The 16119-nt window shown below is 69.2% G+C and carries 17 protein-coding genes and 1 pseudogene; 9 read left to right on the top strand and 9 right to left on the bottom strand.

All coding sequences use genetic code 11. The features are described 5' to 3' along the window. Positions 1 to 101: 101 nt before the first annotated feature. The 4 genes from OG819_RS32300 (at position 102) to OG819_RS32285 (ending at position 3084) form a co-directional block, all read left to right on the top strand. On the top strand, positions 102 to 611 hold the full coding sequence (locus OG819_RS32300; protein WP_266652119.1) for a methylated-DNA--[protein]-cysteine S-methyltransferase: 510 nt from the start codon (positions 102 to 104) through the stop codon (positions 609 to 611). A 14-nt stretch (positions 612 to 625) separates the two neighbouring features. Further along, a complete protein-coding gene (locus tag OG819_RS32295) occupies positions 626 to 1363 on the top strand; it encodes a 2OG-Fe(II) oxygenase (RefSeq protein ID WP_266652117.1) in 738 nt (245 codons plus the stop codon). 121 nt (positions 1364 to 1484) lie between these two features. Further along, positions 1485 to 1841: a DUF6204 family protein gene (locus OG819_RS32290; protein WP_266621783.1), complete on the top strand. Its 357-nt coding sequence runs from the start codon at positions 1485 to 1487 to the stop codon at positions 1839 to 1841. 253 nt (positions 1842 to 2094) lie between these two features. Continuing rightward, positions 2095 to 3084, top strand: coding sequence for an alpha/beta hydrolase (locus tag OG819_RS32285; protein ID WP_266652111.1), 990 nt, complete (start codon positions 2095 to 2097; stop codon positions 3082 to 3084). Between the two features lie 641 nt (positions 3085 to 3725). Here the strand turns inward: OG819_RS32285 and OG819_RS32280 are convergent. Beyond that, positions 3726 to 4886, bottom strand: coding sequence for a transposase (locus OG819_RS32280; protein WP_266652109.1), 1161 nt, complete (start codon positions 4884 to 4886; stop codon positions 3726 to 3728). Positions 4887 to 4962: 76 nt separating this feature from the next. Between OG819_RS32280 and OG819_RS59155 the strand changes: the two genes are divergently transcribed. Both OG819_RS59155 and OG819_RS59150 read left to right on the top strand, forming a co-directional pair. After that, the gene (locus tag OG819_RS59155; RefSeq protein WP_327136478.1) at positions 4963 to 5169 is read left to right on the top strand and encodes an Arc family DNA-binding protein; all 207 of its coding nucleotides are present in this window, start codon (positions 4963 to 4965) and stop codon (positions 5167 to 5169) included. 371 nt (positions 5170 to 5540) lie between these two features. Next, positions 5541 to 5855 carry a hypothetical protein gene (locus OG819_RS59150; protein ID WP_266652103.1) on the top strand — a complete coding sequence of 105 codons (315 nt, stop codon included), beginning with the start codon at positions 5541 to 5543 and terminating at the stop codon, positions 5853 to 5855. Between the two features lie 858 nt (positions 5856 to 6713). On the opposite strand, the gene OG819_RS32265 is transcribed toward OG819_RS59150, so the two are convergent. The 5 genes and pseudogenes from OG819_RS32265 to OG819_RS32245 all read right to left on the bottom strand — a co-directional run bounded on the left by OG819_RS32265 (position 6714) and on the right by OG819_RS32245 (position 10705). Continuing rightward, complete coding sequence (locus OG819_RS32265; protein WP_266652101.1) at positions 6714 to 6959, bottom strand: hypothetical protein; 246 nt, start codon at positions 6957 to 6959, stop codon at positions 6714 to 6716. Between the two features lie 273 nt (positions 6960 to 7232). Then, positions 7233 to 7919, bottom strand: a complete 687-nt coding sequence (locus OG819_RS32260) for a cytochrome P450 (protein ID WP_266652099.1) — start codon at positions 7917 to 7919, stop codon at positions 7233 to 7235. A 139-nt stretch (positions 7920 to 8058) separates the two neighbouring features. Further along, positions 8059 to 8559, bottom strand: a pseudogene (locus tag OG819_RS32255) (cytochrome P450); the annotation flags it as partial. Positions 8560 to 8718: 159 nt separating this feature from the next. After that, the gene (locus OG819_RS32250; protein ID WP_266652097.1) at positions 8719 to 9621 is read right to left on the bottom strand and encodes a GNAT family N-acetyltransferase; all 903 of its coding nucleotides are present in this window, start codon (positions 9619 to 9621) and stop codon (positions 8719 to 8721) included. Between the two features lie 328 nt (positions 9622 to 9949). Next, entirely contained in the window at positions 9950 to 10705 is a 756-nt protein-coding gene (locus OG819_RS32245; protein WP_266652095.1) for an SDR family NAD(P)-dependent oxidoreductase, read from the bottom strand. A gap of 105 nt (positions 10706 to 10810) precedes the next feature. Between OG819_RS32245 and OG819_RS32240 the strand changes: the two genes are divergently transcribed. After that, on the top strand, positions 10811 to 12178 hold the full coding sequence (locus OG819_RS32240) for an IS701 family transposase (protein WP_266647750.1): 1368 nt from the start codon (positions 10811 to 10813) through the stop codon (positions 12176 to 12178). A 465-nt stretch (positions 12179 to 12643) separates the two neighbouring features. Continuing rightward, positions 12644 to 13399, top strand: a complete 756-nt coding sequence (locus OG819_RS32235) for an SDR family oxidoreductase (protein WP_266652093.1) — start codon at positions 12644 to 12646, stop codon at positions 13397 to 13399. A gap of 42 nt (positions 13400 to 13441) precedes the next feature. On the opposite strand, the gene OG819_RS32230 is transcribed toward OG819_RS32235, so the two are convergent. Both OG819_RS32230 and OG819_RS32225 read right to left on the bottom strand, forming a co-directional pair. Next, a complete protein-coding gene (locus OG819_RS32230; protein ID WP_266621788.1) occupies positions 13442 to 13762 on the bottom strand; it encodes a LysR substrate-binding domain-containing protein in 321 nt (106 codons plus the stop codon). Beyond that, complete coding sequence (locus OG819_RS32225) at positions 13717 to 14394, bottom strand: SDR family oxidoreductase (RefSeq protein WP_266652091.1); 678 nt, start codon at positions 14392 to 14394, stop codon at positions 13717 to 13719. Before OG819_RS32225 ends, OG819_RS32230 begins: the two co-directional genes overlap by 46 nt. Positions 14395 to 14674: 280 nt before the next feature. Between OG819_RS32225 and OG819_RS32220 the strand changes: the two genes are divergently transcribed. Beyond that, positions 14675 to 14998 carry a helix-turn-helix domain-containing protein gene (locus OG819_RS32220; protein WP_266652089.1) on the top strand — a complete coding sequence of 108 codons (324 nt, stop codon included), beginning with the start codon at positions 14675 to 14677 and terminating at the stop codon, positions 14996 to 14998. A 37-nt stretch (positions 14999 to 15035) separates the two neighbouring features. On the opposite strand, the gene OG819_RS32215 is transcribed toward OG819_RS32220, so the two are convergent. Beyond that, the gene (locus tag OG819_RS32215; RefSeq protein WP_266418304.1) at positions 15036 to 15881 is read right to left on the bottom strand and encodes an MIP/aquaporin family protein; all 846 of its coding nucleotides are present in this window, start codon (positions 15879 to 15881) and stop codon (positions 15036 to 15038) included. Positions 15882 to 16119: the final 238 nt, after the last annotated feature.

Here is a 16119-nt window from a genome sequence, read left to right as displayed (position 1 = left end):
CGCGCCTTCGCTCCCGTGCGCCGCGTCCGATTTCCGCCAGCCATGGGGGCGGCCATGTCGCAGAGTGGACAGCGCGGACACACTTCGAAAGGACACGACCGATGCCGGTGTACACAACGATCGACAGCCCACTGGGCGAGCTGCTGCTGGTGGGCGAGGAGTCGGCCACCGCGAAGGGCGGCACGGCGCTGGTCTCGCTGTCCATGCCAGGCCAGAAGTCCGGCGCCGTCGTCCAGGACGGCTGGACCCGGGACGACGAGGCGTTCGCCGAGATCGTCTCGCAACTGCGCTCGTACTTCGACGGGGCGCTGACCAGCTTCGACATCGAATACGTGAGCGGCGCGGGCAGCGACTTCCAGCAGCGGGTGTGGAAGGCGCTGGAGACCGTCCCGTACGGCACGACCGTCAGCTACGGAGAGATCGCCGCGCGGATCGGCGCGTCGAGGGCCGCCGTGCGTGCCGTGGGCACGGCGATCGGCGCGAACCCGCTGTTGCTCGTGCGCCCCTGCCATCGCGTGATCGGCGCGGGCGGCTCCCTCACGGGGTACGCCGCCGGTCTGGAACGCAAGCGGCAGCTTCTGGACCTGGAGCACGCACGCCCGGCCACCTGAGGATCGCCACCATCATGAACACGCTCCACACCCCCCACCTGGCGGGCAACGTGGCCGACCGCGTGGCGGCCGACGACTGGACGGCGCTGACCGACGAGCTGAACGAGCACGGGCACGCACTGACCGCTCGGCTGCTGACCCCCGACGAATGCCACGGGATCAGGGCGCTCTACGACGAGACCGACCGCTTCCGCACCACCGTCGACATGGCCCGCCACCGCTTCGGTTCCGGCGAGTACCGCTACTTCACCCACGAACTGCCGGACGTGGTATGGCAGTTGCGCGAGGCGTTCTATCCGCGGCTGTTGCCCGTCGCCCGGGACTGGGCCGACAAACTCCGACAGCCCGCCCCCTGGCCCGAGGACCTGGAGGAGTGGCTGGCGATGTGCCACGCGGCCGGGCAGGCCAAGTCCGCGCAGATCCTGCTGCGTTACGGGCCTGGCGACTGGAACGCGCTGCACCGCGATGTGTTCGGCGCGATGATGTTTCCGCTCCAGATCGTCATCGGCCTCGACGCCCCCGGAGTCGACTTCACCGGCGGCGAGTTCATCATGACCGAGCAGCGCCCCCGGGCGCAGTCGCGGGGATCGTCCACGACCCTCCCGCAGGGACACGGGCTGGTCTTCACCACCCGCGACCGGCCCGTCACCTCCCGGCGCGGCTGGTCGACCGGAGCGATGCGGCACGGCGTGAGCACCGTCCGTTCCGGGCGACGCCACACGCTGGGCCTGGTCTTCCACGACGCCGCGTGACCTCCGCGCCGAAGCGGCGGCGGCCCCGACCGGGCAGGCGACGTGGGCCTCGCACCGTGCCCGTGCCGTCTCGCGGAAAACGCGGTGGTGTCCCGGCGAACCCGCTGGTTAGGCTCGCCGGATGAGCACACGTACCTTCCGCGTCACCGTCCGCGGCGTCTTCGACGGGCTCGGCGCGGATCAACGCGCCGAGCTCCTGGCCCGCTCGTCCGAGCACGACGTGCTGCACGCCGCCTTCACCCCCGAGGGACACCTCAGCTACGACCTCGCGGCCCGGCCTGCCTTCACCTTCCGGTTCCAGGACTCGGGAGAGGCGGAGGAGGACATCCTGGAGGCGACCGAGCGCGCCGAAGCCGCCGCGGAAGCGTGGCTGACCGAGCGCGGCTACGGCTACAAGAACCTCAGGTCGAAGGCCGAGGACCTGTCCCAGGCCCCACTCGGCAAACGGCAACGCCGCGCCGCCGCACAGGGCGGCTAGGGCCTGCGGTCCGTGAGCCGTGCGAGGCGCTCGCGGATCGGTTCGGCGGCGAACCTGCCCGCACGCCCGTCGTCTCCGAACCGATCACCGACGCGCCCCATGGCCGGGACCGGTTTTGCCGAATCGGCAACAGGTTTGGCCCGCGCCACGCCGACCGCCGCATGATCGGCGGTAGTACCGGAGGCCGCGTGGCGAACGGGCCGCGCGGCCTGTTCGCCGCGACGGCCACGCGTTGAGCCCCCTGGGAGGATCCGTGCCGCAGTCGTCCGCAACAGACCTTATCCACCGTCTTGTCCCCTCACCCGCCGGGCGGACTCATCTGGTGGAGCAGGGAACCGGCCCGCTGGTCCTGCTCGTTCACGGCTTTCCGGAGTCCTGGTACTCCTGGCGCCACCAGCTTCCCGCGCTCGCCGAGGCCGGCTACCGAGCGGTCGCCCTCGACGTCCGCGGCTACGGCCGCTCCTCCAAGCCAGAGGCGCCGACCGCGTACCGGATCCTCGAGCTGGTGGAGGACAACGTCGCCGTGGTGGAAGCCCTGGGTGAGGAGTCCGCCATCGTCGTCGGGCACGACTGGGGCGCGAACATCGCCGCCGTCTCCGCCCTCGTCCGCCCCGACGTGTTCCGGGCGGTCGGACTGCTCAGCGTGCCCTACGCCCCGCGCGGCGGCCCGCGTCCCAGCGAGATCTTCGCGCAGATGGGCGGGGACGAGGAGTTCTACGTCTCCTACTTCCAGGAGCCCGGTAGGGCCGAGGCCGAGATCGAGCCCGACGTCCGCGGCTGGCTCGCGGGCCTGTACGCGGCACTGTCCGCCGACACCATGCCCGCACCCGGCGCGCCGGACCCCCACTTCGTGAGCCCCGGGGGCGCTCAGCGCGACCGCTTCCCCGCCGGGCGGCTCCCTCACTGGCTCGACGAGCACGACCTCGATGTCTACGCGGGAGAGTTCGAGCGGACCGGGATGACCGGGGCGCTGAACCGCTACCGGAACATGGACCGGGACTGGGAGGACCTGGCCGACCACGACGGCGCGCCCGTCACCCAGCCCTCGCTGTTCATCGGCGGCGGCCGGGACGCCTCCACCACCTGGCTGGCCGACGCGATCGCGGCCTACCCCACCACTCTTCCCGGTCTGCTCTCCTCCCACCTCCTCGACGACTGCGGCCACTGGATCCAGCAGGAACGGCCCGAGGACGTCAACCGCATCCTGATCGACTGGCTCGCCCGGGTCACGAGTGACAGGTGACGTTCACCAGCACCGTGTCGGCATCCCGAGGCGGTTCGCCGTCTCGGCCCGACCAGGGCAATCCCTCGATCGAGTGACGCACCTCGCACGAGTGGATCGAACGTCACATCACAACCGCATCACCCAGCGTCCCCTAGGCCCAGCACACCCACTCGAACCTTCGTCTGAGGATTCGCCCTCCTACACCCGTGACGGCTTCTTGATCAGGTGCGTTCTTGAGGCACCCACTCATCGTCGTCACCGTAGGAGGAACCGTGAATCCCATCCCCGCTCCCGCCCTTGCCCGACCCGCCTTCGAACAGCGCCCTGCCGCACCTCAGGCCGTGGTGATGCCCGCCGTGCACGGTGTTGACGCCGTGGCCGCCTCCGTCTCGGATACCTCCTGCGGGGCACCGAGGTGGGGGCATGACCGACTCGAGGACACTGCTCGACTCGAAGACGCCGCCCGACTCTGACACGCTGCCCGGCTCGAAGACACTGCCCGCCGCCGTGCACGCCTGGGCCGAGAGCGTCCTCGGCCCACTCACCGTCGTACGCGATGCGTCACACCCCCGGCCCGGGTCCCAGGTGCGGGAATTGACTGCTCCCCTCCCTGAAGGGAAGGGGATTCCTTTCTTCAGGGCTGAGCGGGGATTCCTGGCTCAGGCTGCCTCTGGGAGCAGCGCTCCCGGTGGTCTTACGCCCTCGACACCAGCCGGGTTCAGACCTGCCCGGACGAGCATCACGCGGGCGGAGTTCTTGTCCCTGGGGGAGACGATTCCACATGCGGTGCAGGTGTAGGTGCGCTCGGACAACGGCAGTGCGTGCTTGGTTCTCGCTCCGCACGATGCGCAGTCCATGGTGGTGTGCGCAGGATGCACGAGACGGATGTCCCGTCCGTGCTTGCGGCCCATCTCGGTCAGGGCCTTCTTCGTGGCGCCGATCGCGGCGTCCGCCGCCTTGCGCGCCATCGAGGACCTGGCGAGGAACTTCGGCCTGAAGTCCTCGACGGCGATGGCGTCGTGGTCGGTCACGACGCGTTTGGCCCACTTGCGTCCGGTGTCCTGCCGCTGCCGGGCGATCTTCGCGTAGGTCTTCGCCCGCCACTTCTTCGCCTCGCGGTAGCCCTTCGAGGCGGCCTGCCCCTTCTTCGGCCGACGGCGGGCCATCATCCGGTCGTAACGCGTCAGTCGGGCCTGCGCCTTGCGGCCGTGCTGGGCGTGCGGCAGGTCGTGCGCGTCCGAGGTGGTGGTCGCGGTCTGCTTCACGCCCCAGTCCACGCCGAGCACCCGGCCGGTCTCCGGCAGCGGACGCACCTCGGCTCGGACCACGAACGAGCAGTACCAGTGCCCGACACTGTCCCGGTACACGCGCACCGAGGAGGGATCACCCGGCAGGCTGCGCGACCACACCACCCTCAGCACGATCCCACCCGCCAGGCACAGGCGGCCGTTCTTCAGCCGGAACCCGCGCCGGGTGTAGTTCAGCGTCGGCTCCGCCTCACGCTTCTTCTTCCACCCCGGCATACCGGCCCTCTGCCGCTGCGGCAGCCGGTCCTTGATGTCCTTCTGCGCCTTCGCACGCGCCTTGCCGAAGTCCCGGATGATCTGCTGCTGCGGAACCGACGAGCCCTCACGCAGCCACGGCGTACGCTCCCGCGCCTGGGTCAGCATCCGGTCGAGCTGCGCCGGGCCACAGGTCCGCTTCTCCCCCGTGGCCTTGTTGTGCAGGTGGACCGTCTTGGACTTGGCGACGCACTCGTTCCAGATCCACCGGCACCGTGCCCACTCCGCCTCCAGCGCCGTACGGGCGCTCGACGACACGCGAAGCCGGTACGTGTACCGGCGCGCCCGGCCCCGTCGGCTTCACTGGGTGTCACCATGCCGCCAACATAACGTCATGATTCGTTTCTCACTCCGGATCCCGGCAGACCTGCACGAACGGGTGACCGCCCGCGCCGCCGCGGACCGGCGGTCCCTCAACTCCGAGATCCTCCACCTCCTGGAGGCCGCCCTCGCCACTCCCCGGACGGACGCCGGACCGCCCGGCGGCGATCCGGCTTCCCCTGCCCCGCTCCGCGGGACACCGGATTCCTCCCCGGCCTGAAGGCCGTGGCATCCTCCGGAAATCCCGGTGACGATCTCCCCCACGCCGAAGTTCGTCGCCCGCGAGACCCGGGTGTCGTGGCGGCGGGCGTAGTCGGCGCGGTCGGTGTGCCAGGCGGGGGTGATGCCGTGCCTGGCCGCCTTGGTGGCTCGGGAGCGGACGCTGCGGGGGCCGTGGGTGTCGGCCGACGACAGCTGGACTTCCCAGCCGATGCGCAGTTCGCTTTCGCCCCGGACGAGCGTGTCCGTCTGGATCCAGCCGCGCCGGCCGGTGCGGGTGCGGACCTCGTAGTCGGCGCTGAACCCGCCGGTCTCCGCGGCTCGCACGATCCGCTCCTGGTAGGCCCGATGCTCAGCCGTCATGGGCACGGTGTGGCGTTCTTCGTCTTCGGCGCGTTCATGGACCGCTTCGCGTCGGCCGTCTGCGCACTGGCGCAAGTACATCCAGGCGGTGACGCCGGCCTCCTGGCAGATGTCGCCGCACTGCAGGTCCCGCTCGCGGACGGGGATATCGCGTGCGGCATAGAGACGGTCGGTGTCGTAGACGATGGACCACAGGTTCGGCAGGTTTGGATGGCCGAGGTCATCGAGCGTCAGGTCGAGGTGGATGCCGAACTTGGTGTGCCAGACGAGATTTACCAAGACGTGCCGCCCTCCCCCTTGAAAGCACTGCGGCTTTCACGATAAAGCGCAACACTGACAATCCGGCAGACCGCACACCAGCCAAGCGAACACGCGCTTTCCACCCGCGGTCCCTGCGACGTCGCCTCTTGCAACCCCGACGCGCTGACCGTGGAAGTGCGGCCGGAGGGCCCGACGTCGGCCCATCGTTCCGGGGGCGCAGACAATGACGCCGCATAGGACGACGCTGACGACCGCCCACCAGAGGTTGGACGGCCGGCACCGGTCAAGAAGCCCAGGGGCGGCGAACCGGCGGACCAGGACAAGGCGTTACGCAGGCCTATTCCTACGCGAAGAGCGACTCGTCCTGTGCGATCTCCGTACGACGCGAACGCTCTGCGATAACTTCACCTCACCCCGCAGGATTGAATCGTTTCAACAACCAGTGTTCTAGAGATGAGGCAGCATGTGCCCGAGTGTCGAGCAGGCTCCGCAGCCAGGCCCAGGCCGACGCGCAGTGGTGGTGGCGGGAGCCAGCGCCGTAGCGCTGTCCATGACTGTTTCCGGAGCTGCGGCCGCCTGGTCGGTTCCCTTGCCCGCTCCGCCGGCCTGGTCGGTTGTCGTGGGGCACCTACGTGGCCGACAACGCCATCGACGGGAACCCGGACACGTTCTGGAACGACGACACGATAGGTGCCGGGCCCGACACGCTGACCATCACATTGCCTGCCCCGAAGGAGCTGTCCGGTCTCACGCTCGGCGACCACCGCGATCGGCTCGGGCCACACCTCGTTGACACGGGTGAAAGCGCCGCGGCTGCCCGTCATTGCCGTTGTTGCCGGCGTGTGCGGAGGACGCCTCGGCCACTGTCCCCTCGGGCCACCTGGGCGGGACCGCCGGTGGTCGTGCCCCAGCGGTCGCAGCTCACCCATTTCCGTCCCCCTCCCTGACCCCGGTACCCGCGTGCCGGTGCTGCCGGCTCCCGCTGCCCTCGGTGTCGATGAGGCGGTTGAAGAAGGGAACCGCCAGTCCGGCGGCGGCGAGGCCCGCGAGCAGGCCCCGCGGCGTGCTGTCACCCGCGAGTGCGGTCAGCCCGCCTGCCGTCGCGCCGACGAGTAGTGCGAGCAGGAACACCAAGGTCGTTCTCACGGACAGCAGTGCTCCGTCCATCAAGGCCTCCATTCATTCGGCCCACCGCACAGCGACAGGACCTGTCACCCGTCCAGCGGATCGCGAGAGGGGGAATCTCAGAATGGCGGACATCGGAACCGTTGCGGTCCGTGATCAGGGGACGGACGCAACGACGAATCCTGTTGCCACTGCTCCAACTCACCCTCGCTGTAGGCGTTTTGGCTGATCAAAGCCGTGACTGGCCCGCCTGTTGCCGGGCCGTTGCGTTGCAACGTTGCTCCCCATCAATGACCAGAATGACGTCACGGTCCTTCAGGTGAGTGTCGGTACCAGGGTTGCGGGGGTGGGGCCGTCGGGGCGGACGGTGATCCCGTACACCGCCTTCGTGGGAGTGGAGTGGAAGGCCGGCGTGTGGACCGGCAGCAGGTGTTCGAGCAGGACGGTCGATTCGCGGAGCGCGAATTGCAGACCGAGGCACGCGCGGGGACCGATGCCGAAGGGGAAGTAGGCACCCGGGTGGGCAGGTCGGCCGTCCGGGGTGGTGAAGCGCCCAGGGTCGAAGTGCTCTGGCTCCGGCCACAGTTCGGGATCGCGGTGTGTGAGGTACGGGCAGATCAGGATATCCGTGCCCGCCTCGACGGCGTAGTCGGCGAGGGTGTCGTCCTCGGCGGCGTGGCGGGGCAGGATCCAGGCGGACGGGTAGAGCCGGAGCGTCTCGTGGACCAGAGCCTGGATGGCCTGGCGGCGTTGCGCTGAGCCTTCGCCGCCGGCGAGCGCTTGTTCGCGGGCGGCGGGGTGCTGGTCGAGGAGCAGGCAGAGCCAGGTCAGGGTGGTGGCGGTGGTCTCGTGCCCGGCCACGAGCAACGTGACCAGCTCGTCGCGGATCAGCCGGTCGGTGTACTCGGGGCGCTCGGTGGCGGCGTCGATCAGGACGTGCAGCAGGCCCGGGCCGTCGGGGCCGGCCTCCCCGCCGCGGGCGCTCGATGGCGTGCCGGGCAACCGCGTCGATCCGGGCGAGATCGGCGGCGACGGCGTCCTGGGCGTCGGTGGCATCGGCGGGCAGGGTCGGGAGGGCGGTCGCCACGGCGGCCACGGCGGCCAGTTCGCGTTCGGTCCCGTCGTCGAGGGGGTGGCCGGTGAGAGAGCGCCAGATGGCGTCCAGGGCGAAGCGGCGCATCTCCTGCCCGATGTCGAGAGTCTGCCCGGTACGGGCGTACCCGTCCCAGCGCCCGGCGGTGGTCCGGGCGGCCTCGGTGATCCGCCGTTCGTAGCGGCGCATCCCGGTGCCGGTGAACTGGGACTGCAACAAGCGGCGTTGACGCTTCCACGCCTCACCCGTGGCGGCGAGGACGCCGTCGCCGATCAGCAGTCGGGCGCGGTGGGAGCGCTTGACGTACCGCTCCGGGTGCCGGGCGAGTACATGCTGGACCGCCTGCGGGTCGGTGACGAGAACGGTGGGGGCCGGCCCGAGGCGGAACGCGGCGACGCCGCCGAGCCTCTCACGCACCTGGGACAGCAGCTCGACCAGTTCGCCTCCCCCCGATCGCCACCGCTCCACGAGTTCGGGCTCCGCTTCGGGGACCGGCCGCCCCGTTCCGGGAACGTACGGAAGGGAGCCGGGGCTGGCTTCGGTGTCCATGTTTCCTCTCCTGGTCGACCGCCGGTTTCGGCCGTAGCGAAGCGTCGATACCACGGACTGTACGGGAGTGGGCACATCCGGTGACACAAGAACGAGGGTGCGGGACTCGGTTGTCACAGCCCGAGTCCCGCACCCGCTTCCGGTGTCACTGCGGCTGGGCTATATCAGGTCGATGCGTTCCTGGGCGATCGGGTATCCGGCCCTCGCGAAGTGGGCGGCCATCGGGACGTTGGTCTGGTCCGTCCCGGCCACGATACGGTCCACGCCCTCGTCGGCGAGCATGTGCGTGGCCTCGATGAGCAGGTCATAGGCGTATCCGTGGCCGCGGTGCTCGGGCACCACGCCGATATAGCCGATGAGAGGGTCGCCGTAGTGGCGGCCGGGGATGCTCAGGCCGACGAGCTCCCCGGCGGGGTTGTAGGCCAGGCGCCACCACTCGCGCGGGCTCGGCAACCAGCGCAAATAGTCCAGCTCTTCCTGGGCGGCCGCCTCCAGCCCGGATGCGGCGATGGTGCGGCGCACATGGACGTCAAGACTGCCTTGGTGGATACGGCGGAAGACGTCGAGGACCGCCGCGTCGTCGGGCTCGGTACGGAATTCGAGGCGGCCCGGGCGCGCGGGCACGCCGCAGTCCGGCGTCCAGCGATAGCGAAAGCGCTCGACCAGAGGGGACAGACCTGCGGCGACGGCCGCGTCGATCCGGGCCTGGGCCTGCCCACGGACCGCGGGGATGTCGCGCCAGCCGGGCGGCAGTTTGAGGGAGTACTGGGCGTACAGCGGTGAGGTGCGGAGCAGTAGTGCGGCCGCATCGGCGTCCGTGAAGTCGAACCAGTCCAGGGCGAGCGGGTTGGCGTCCTTCGGCCCGGCCCACCATGCGGCACGCGCGACGACGACGCCGTCGCGCAGGGCCACCCAGGTCCACTCGGGACGGTATTCACCGGCGGCGGCCATCCCACTGTAGGTGTCGCCGAAAGCGGCAAAGCCGACCAGACCGGGATCGGGCAGAGACTCGAAAAGTGCTTCCTCGCCTACGGCGAGGTGGCGAATGACCAGATCGGTCATGTGAGAGGTCCTTTCGGGCAGCGACGCGCTCCCGTTCAGATCCTCGGCGCCCTCGGAACGGGGTGGGAGCACATGAGAGTCAGTCGGCTCACGGTTCCCACCTCCTTTTGCGCTCGAGGACGCGAACGCAGCGTAACAGCGTCATCGAATCGCCGACAACAGCAGCCGTACCGCCGCACGCATCCCGTCTCGGCCCGTCCGAGCGGGACTTGGGGCACTGGTGGGCCCACGTGTTCAACTGCCGCCTGTCGCCTGTCAGCGGTTCCCCGCGGGGGTCTGCAGCCTGGCGCCCGGTGTCCTGTTCGAGCAGGTCACCGGGCGCCGACACTCAGTTCACGCTCTGTCCGCCGTCCACCATGACCGACTGTCCGGTGACGAAGGAGGCCCGGTCGGAGAGGAGGAAGAGCACCACCTGGGCAACCTCGTCCGCCTCACCGATACGGCCGAGGGGGATCATTTCCCCGTGCGGGTGGTACTCGGATCCGTCCTCCGTCCTTGTGATTCCGCCCTCGGTCAGCGGTGTGCGGATGATGGTCGGGCTCACGGTGTTCACACGAATCGCGTCGGGCCCCAGCTCCACCGCTGCCGCGCGTGCCAGCGCGGCGACGCCGCCCTTGCTGGCGCTGTAGATGGAGATGCCCGGGGTGCCGAGCTCGGCGAACACCGATCCGTTGAAAACGATGGCCCCGCCCTCAGCCTGTCGCTTCATCTGGTCGGCCTCGGCCTGCAGATAGAAGAAAGAGCCCTTCAGGTTGCCGTCCACGAGATGGTCCCAGGCCTTCTCGTCCAGCTCGGTGAGCGGGCCGACCGCTGCGGTGCCGGCATTGTTGAAGGCCGCATCAAGCCTGCCGAAGCGAGCGACGACCTGCCTCACCACATCCCGCGCTCCACCGAAGTCGGTGGCGTCGGCCTGAATGAACAGCGCCTCGCCGCCATCCCGCGTGATCTCCTCGACCACTGCCCGGCCCGCGTCCTCCCGCCGCCCGGTGATGGCCACCCTCGCGCCCTCCTGCGCGAACAGAAGCGCGCTGATCCGGCCGATCCCGGACGTGCCACCAGTGATCAGGGCAACCTTGCCGTCCAACAGTCACGGCAGCTGTAGTTCGTGAGGCGTGAGGCATCGCCGCTGGCCAGCGTGGTGGGTGGGGTGCCTGCGGCAGGGGTACGGCCACCGGCATCGTGATCTTGTGTGACGAAGAATCAAGAAGCGGTGGCCGCGCAGGCCACGGTAGTACACGCCGGGTGGGACGGGTTGTTCGAGGGGTTGATGGGCCGGTTCGCGAGCTGCTTCCCGCGCCGGGAGACCCGGCTGACCTGCCGGAACATGGTCTCTGGGCTGCTGATGGTCAAGGAATCGGCGAACTGCTGGTCGTTGGCCGAGGCGATCGGCCACAGCGGTCCGCATGTCCTGCAGCACTTCTTGTCGAGGGCCCGCTTCGACACCGAGGCAGTCCGCCGGTCGGTCGCGGCCTGGACGGTGGAGCAACTCGGCGAGAGGGAGGTGATGTTGGTGGTGGACGAGACGGGCGATGAGAAGTCGTCCCTCGACGCGGTCGGCGCGGCCCGGCAGTACTCCGGGGCGCTGGGCGGGATCGGGCTGTGCCAGGTCGCGGTACACCTCTCCTACGTGAGTGCCGAGGGGCACGCGCTGGTCGACCGTCGGCTGTACCTGGGCGAGGCATGGGCGGCGGACGACGAGCGCCGTGAGCTGGTCGGGGTGCCCGACGAGAGGGTGTTCGCCACCAAGCCGCAACTGGCCGGCGACATGCTGGAGGACGCCCACGCCTCGGGGGTGCACACCGCGTGGGTGGCCGCCGACGAGGTCTACGGTGGACGGGAGTTGCGTGCGCGGATCCGTGCGCTGGGCTACGGCTACGCGATCGCGGTACCCACCAGCCACCGGGTCACCACCCCGGGCGCCGGGAAGAAGAAGGTCACCGCGCTGCTGGAGCGGGTGCCGAAGCGGGCCTGGATGCGGCTGAGGACCGGCCATGGCACCAAGGCCGAGCGGCTCTACGACTGGGCGATGATCGACGTGAACCCCGACGATGCGCCGCCCGGACAGGCCGCCGGGCACAGCCAGGTCCTGGTCCGACGCCACCGCCGCACCGGCACCCTTTCCTTCTACCGGACCTGGCACCCCGACCCGCAGCCGATATCGGTGCTGGTCAGCGCGGTCTGCCGCAGGTGGCGGGTCGAGGAGGACTTCCAGGGAGCCAAGGGCCTGGCCCACCTCGACACCGGCCAGGTCACCTGCTGGACGTCCTGGCACCGCTGGAGCCTCATGTCAATGATCGCCTACGCACTTCTGGCCGTCGGCGCCCTCCACGAGCGGCAACGCGCCCACCCCGCCAACTCCGACGACGAGTTGGCCATGGTGCCCGTCAGCCCGCGCGAACTCCTCGCGCTATTGCGGGTCTTCGCCCTGCCAAGGCCCCGCCAGGACACCGATCCGGCACACGCCCTGCGCTGGTCGAACTGGCGTCGCCGACACCAGCATCGCGCGACGGCCTGCCACCGCCGCTGGAACAACGTCACAGCAGTGGCCATCGCATGACAGGAACCTCACGAGTCACGAACTACAGCTGCCGTGACAGTCCCATAGTTTGTTCACTCCGCCCTGGAAGTTGCAGATGGTCGATACGGACCTGGCGCGCCAAAACCGATGACGGTTTTCGGGCCGGATTCCATGCCAACTCATCGGGTGGCAATGGGGTACAGCGTCGGCTCATTCAGGGGGATTCCGCGCCGGCCATAGGCCGTCGCGATAGCCGGTATAACCGACCGTCTGCCGCCTGCCGCCTGCCGCCTGGACCACGTGCGGAGCACCGGTTGCGGCGCGCGGCCGGAGGTGATGCTGTGGAAGTGCGGCGACCATCATGGGGGCCGCCGCAAAAGGATGGCGTGAAGTACCCCGCTCGGGGCGCGGCCGAGGTGCATACGTCCACTCGGCTGTGTGTCACGTCCATGGCCACTTCGGGGCCGCTGACCGCGTACCTCATCGTCGACGAAGGATCCGGTCATGGCGTCTGCATCGATGCAAGGGAAGGTCGCACTCGTCACCGGGGCGACCAGCGGCATCGGCTCGGCCACAGCGGAAGCGCTGGCCGAGCGGGGTGCACACGTATTGGTGGCAGGCCGCGACAGCGCCCGCGGCAAGGATGTGGTGAGCGCGATCCAAAAGCGCGGCGGGAAGGCCGATTTCGTGGGCGCCGACCTGCGCGACACCCAGGGAGTGCGACAACTGGCGCAGGACGCGCTCGGGCTGGGCGGTGGCCGGGTCGACGTGCTGGTCAACAATGCGGGCATCTACCCCTTCGGGCCGACCGAGGACATGGAGGAGAGCCTCTTCGACGCCGTACACGCCCTCAACGTCAAGGCCCCCTTCTACCTGGTGGCCGAATTGGCCCCGGGGATGGCTGACCGGGGTGGCGGAGCGATCGTCAACGTGAGCACCGTCGCGGCCGTGCTCGGCTACTCGGGAATGGCGCTGTACGGGTCGAGCAAGGCGGCGCTGAACCTGCTGACGAAGGCGTGGGCAGCCGAATACGGCCCGCGCGGGGTGCGGGTGAACGCCGTACAGGTCGGCCCCACCCGGACCGAGACCACCGCCCAGAGCGAGGAGGACCTGCGGCGCCTGGCCGCCCAGGCGCCCGCCGGACGGCCGGCGTCCGCCGCGGAGATCGCGGCGGCGATCGTGTACCTGGCGGACGACGCGACGAGCAGCTTCGTGCAGGGCGCGATCTTGCCCGTCGACGGTGGTCGCAGCGCCGTCTGAGCGAGTGTCCGCCCAGGCAGGGCCCTGTCCCACTGCCGTGAATCAGTCACTGGACGGTTGTTCGAACGCGGCAATGAGGCGGCCCAGATCCTGTCGTCGCGAGTCGGTCGGCCACACCGCCCAGGTCCGGCGGATGAGAGGGTGACCGACCAGCGGTGACCACGCCACACCGTCGGGAAGGGGCTGCGACCAGTACGGCGGAGCGCACGCGAAGGCGTGTCCGGCGGCGACGGCCGCCAGTTTCACTTCGGCGATGAGCCGCTGCCCTTCCGGTGGCCGCGCTCCTGGATCAAGGCCGTGGCTGTGCAGGATCGCGGTCAGCTCGTCGTACCAGGCGGGACTGTCCGAACGGGGAAAGGCCACCCACTCCAGTCCGGACAGCGCATCCAGCGCGATCCCCTCTCGAAGTCGTCCCCGCCGATCATGTCCGTCACGTTGTCGGTCTTCGTGTGGCCGGGGGCGACCGCGTTGAAGCGCACTCCGCTGCTGCCGAACTCGACGGCCCAGGCGCGGGTGAACGAGTCCACCGCGGCCTTCGACGCGCCGTAGACGGACGTGCCGGCGATGCCGGCCAGACCGGCGACCGTGGTGACACTGACGACGCTGCCGGAACCCTTGGCCGCCATCTTGGCGGCCAGCGCCTGGGTGAGGAAGTACGTGCCTCGCACATTGGTCCGGAGCAGGGTCTCGAACGTGTCCAGACCCTGCTCCAGGGTGGGTGCGAACGGGTAGGTGCCGGCATTGTTGACCAGGATGTCCACCTCACCGGCCTCGTCGGTCAGGTTCCGGACCGAATCCAGATCGCTGAGGTCCGCGGCGACGAACCTGGCCTTGCCGCCGGCGGCCTCGATGGCTGAGACGGTGTCCGCGCCCTTGGCGGCATTGCGGCCGGAGACGATGACGAACGCGCCCTTCTCGGCCAGTAGGAGCGCCACCTCACGGCCGATGCCGGACGTGCTGCCAGTGACGAGAGCGGTCTGGTTCTCGAACTCCACGAGAAACACCTTTCTGCGCGGCCGAGACGACCCGCAAACAGTAGGTAAGAAATCTTTCGTACCTATGGGTAGGCGCATCCCGAACGTAAAGCAATCCGGGCCCCGCACCGTCCAAGACTGTCAATTACCGGGCTGATCAGGGGATTCCCTCAACGCCATTGCGGCTGCTTTTCAAGGCCATAAGCAGAACCGCACTGCGTGGGCCTCTCGGACTGGCGCCCAGCCGGGCCACCCGGGGCCCGTCCAGCTACGATGGATCAGGGATTGGGGAGGAATGGTCATGCCGGACAGTGAAGGCCACCCTGACGTCGAAGAGATGGACCTCGGCGCGGTCTTCGCCGCGCTGGCGGATCCTCACCGACGTCGGGTGATCGAGGATCTCTGCGCCACGGGCGAGGACATCGAGCGGACGTGTGCGTCATTCGCCCTGAACGTGTCCAAGTCGACGCTCACGCACCATTTCCGGGTCCTGCGGGAGGCCGGGTTGATACGACAGATCGACTACGGCAACAGCCGCAAGGTCATGCTCCGCCGGGCCGAACTCGAGAGTCGCTTTCCCGGCTTGCTCGATCTGGTCCGCGCGCAGACGTCCGCCCACGCCTGATCCGACAACCGGCCGTCCCGACGACCGGACCTTGATGTCAGTCCCCGGGGGCGGGGACGCGTCCCGGGGGCTCCGGCTCCGCCGTCGGCAGGAACCGGCCGACGAAGAACTTGTACAGGGCCGCGCCGACCAGACCCCCGACCAGTGGACCGAGGATCGGCACCCAGAAGTAGAAGTTCCCGTACTGATCTCGCCATGCTCCGCCGTACCCCGTGAGGAAACTGGCCAGACGGGGGCCGAAGTCACGTGCCGGATTGATCGCGTAGCCCGCGTTGGTACCCCAGGCCATGCCGATGGCCACGACGACCAGGCCGATGATGAACGGGGCCATGTTGGCGCCAGGGGGTGTGTTGAGCATGTCCGTGATGGCCAGGATCAGCAGTAGCAGGATGGCGGTACCCATGACCTGGTCGCGAAACGCGCCCCACTCGTAGACCGGCAGATTCGGGTTGCCGTTGGCGGGGAGCGTGGAGAACACGATCTGCGTCTTGAAGGTGTGACCGGGGTCGGCCTTCGCCAGCGCTTCGGTGTAGTTCCACCGCACGAGGAGGGCCGCTACGAAGGCGCCGGCTGTCTGCGCCAGTGCGTAGGGCGCCACCTTGCTCCACGGGAAGCCCTTGAACGCGGCCAGGGCGACGGTCACCGCGGGGTTGAGATGGGCACCGCTCAGCCGTGCCGCGACGTAGACACCCAAGGTGACGCCGAGGCCCCACGCCCAGGAGATGCTGTCGTGGTTTCCGAGACCGCCCGGTGGAGTCGTGAGCGCTCCGCCGGCCACCACCTGGGCCACCACGCCGCAACCGAAGAGGATGAGGATCATGGTGCCGCAGAACTCGGCCGCCATTTCACCGATCAACCCCATCCTGCTCAACCGCTCAGTCATGGAAGCTCGCTTCCCGCCGGCCCAGGACCGGCCCGTCGACTGCCCAGGTCCTCCTGGTAGCAGGATAGGACGATCAAGAAATAACCGCACAGACAGGGAAATATTATTCGCTCAGGCCAGGTCATGCGATGGGACGCCCTCTTCGGGGCCGGCCGCCCTGGCACGTTGGAGAGAGCCGTCCCGGCACGCTCCCGTCCCGAAAAGTTCCGCCGACTCCCGGCGCACCGGCTCATCCACG

This window comes from Streptomyces sp. NBC_01549 (genome assembly GCF_026339955.1).
Taxonomy (GTDB): Bacteria; Actinomycetota; Actinomycetes; order Streptomycetales; family Streptomycetaceae; genus Streptomyces.
This window is presented reverse-complemented; position numbering and strand designations above follow the sequence as displayed.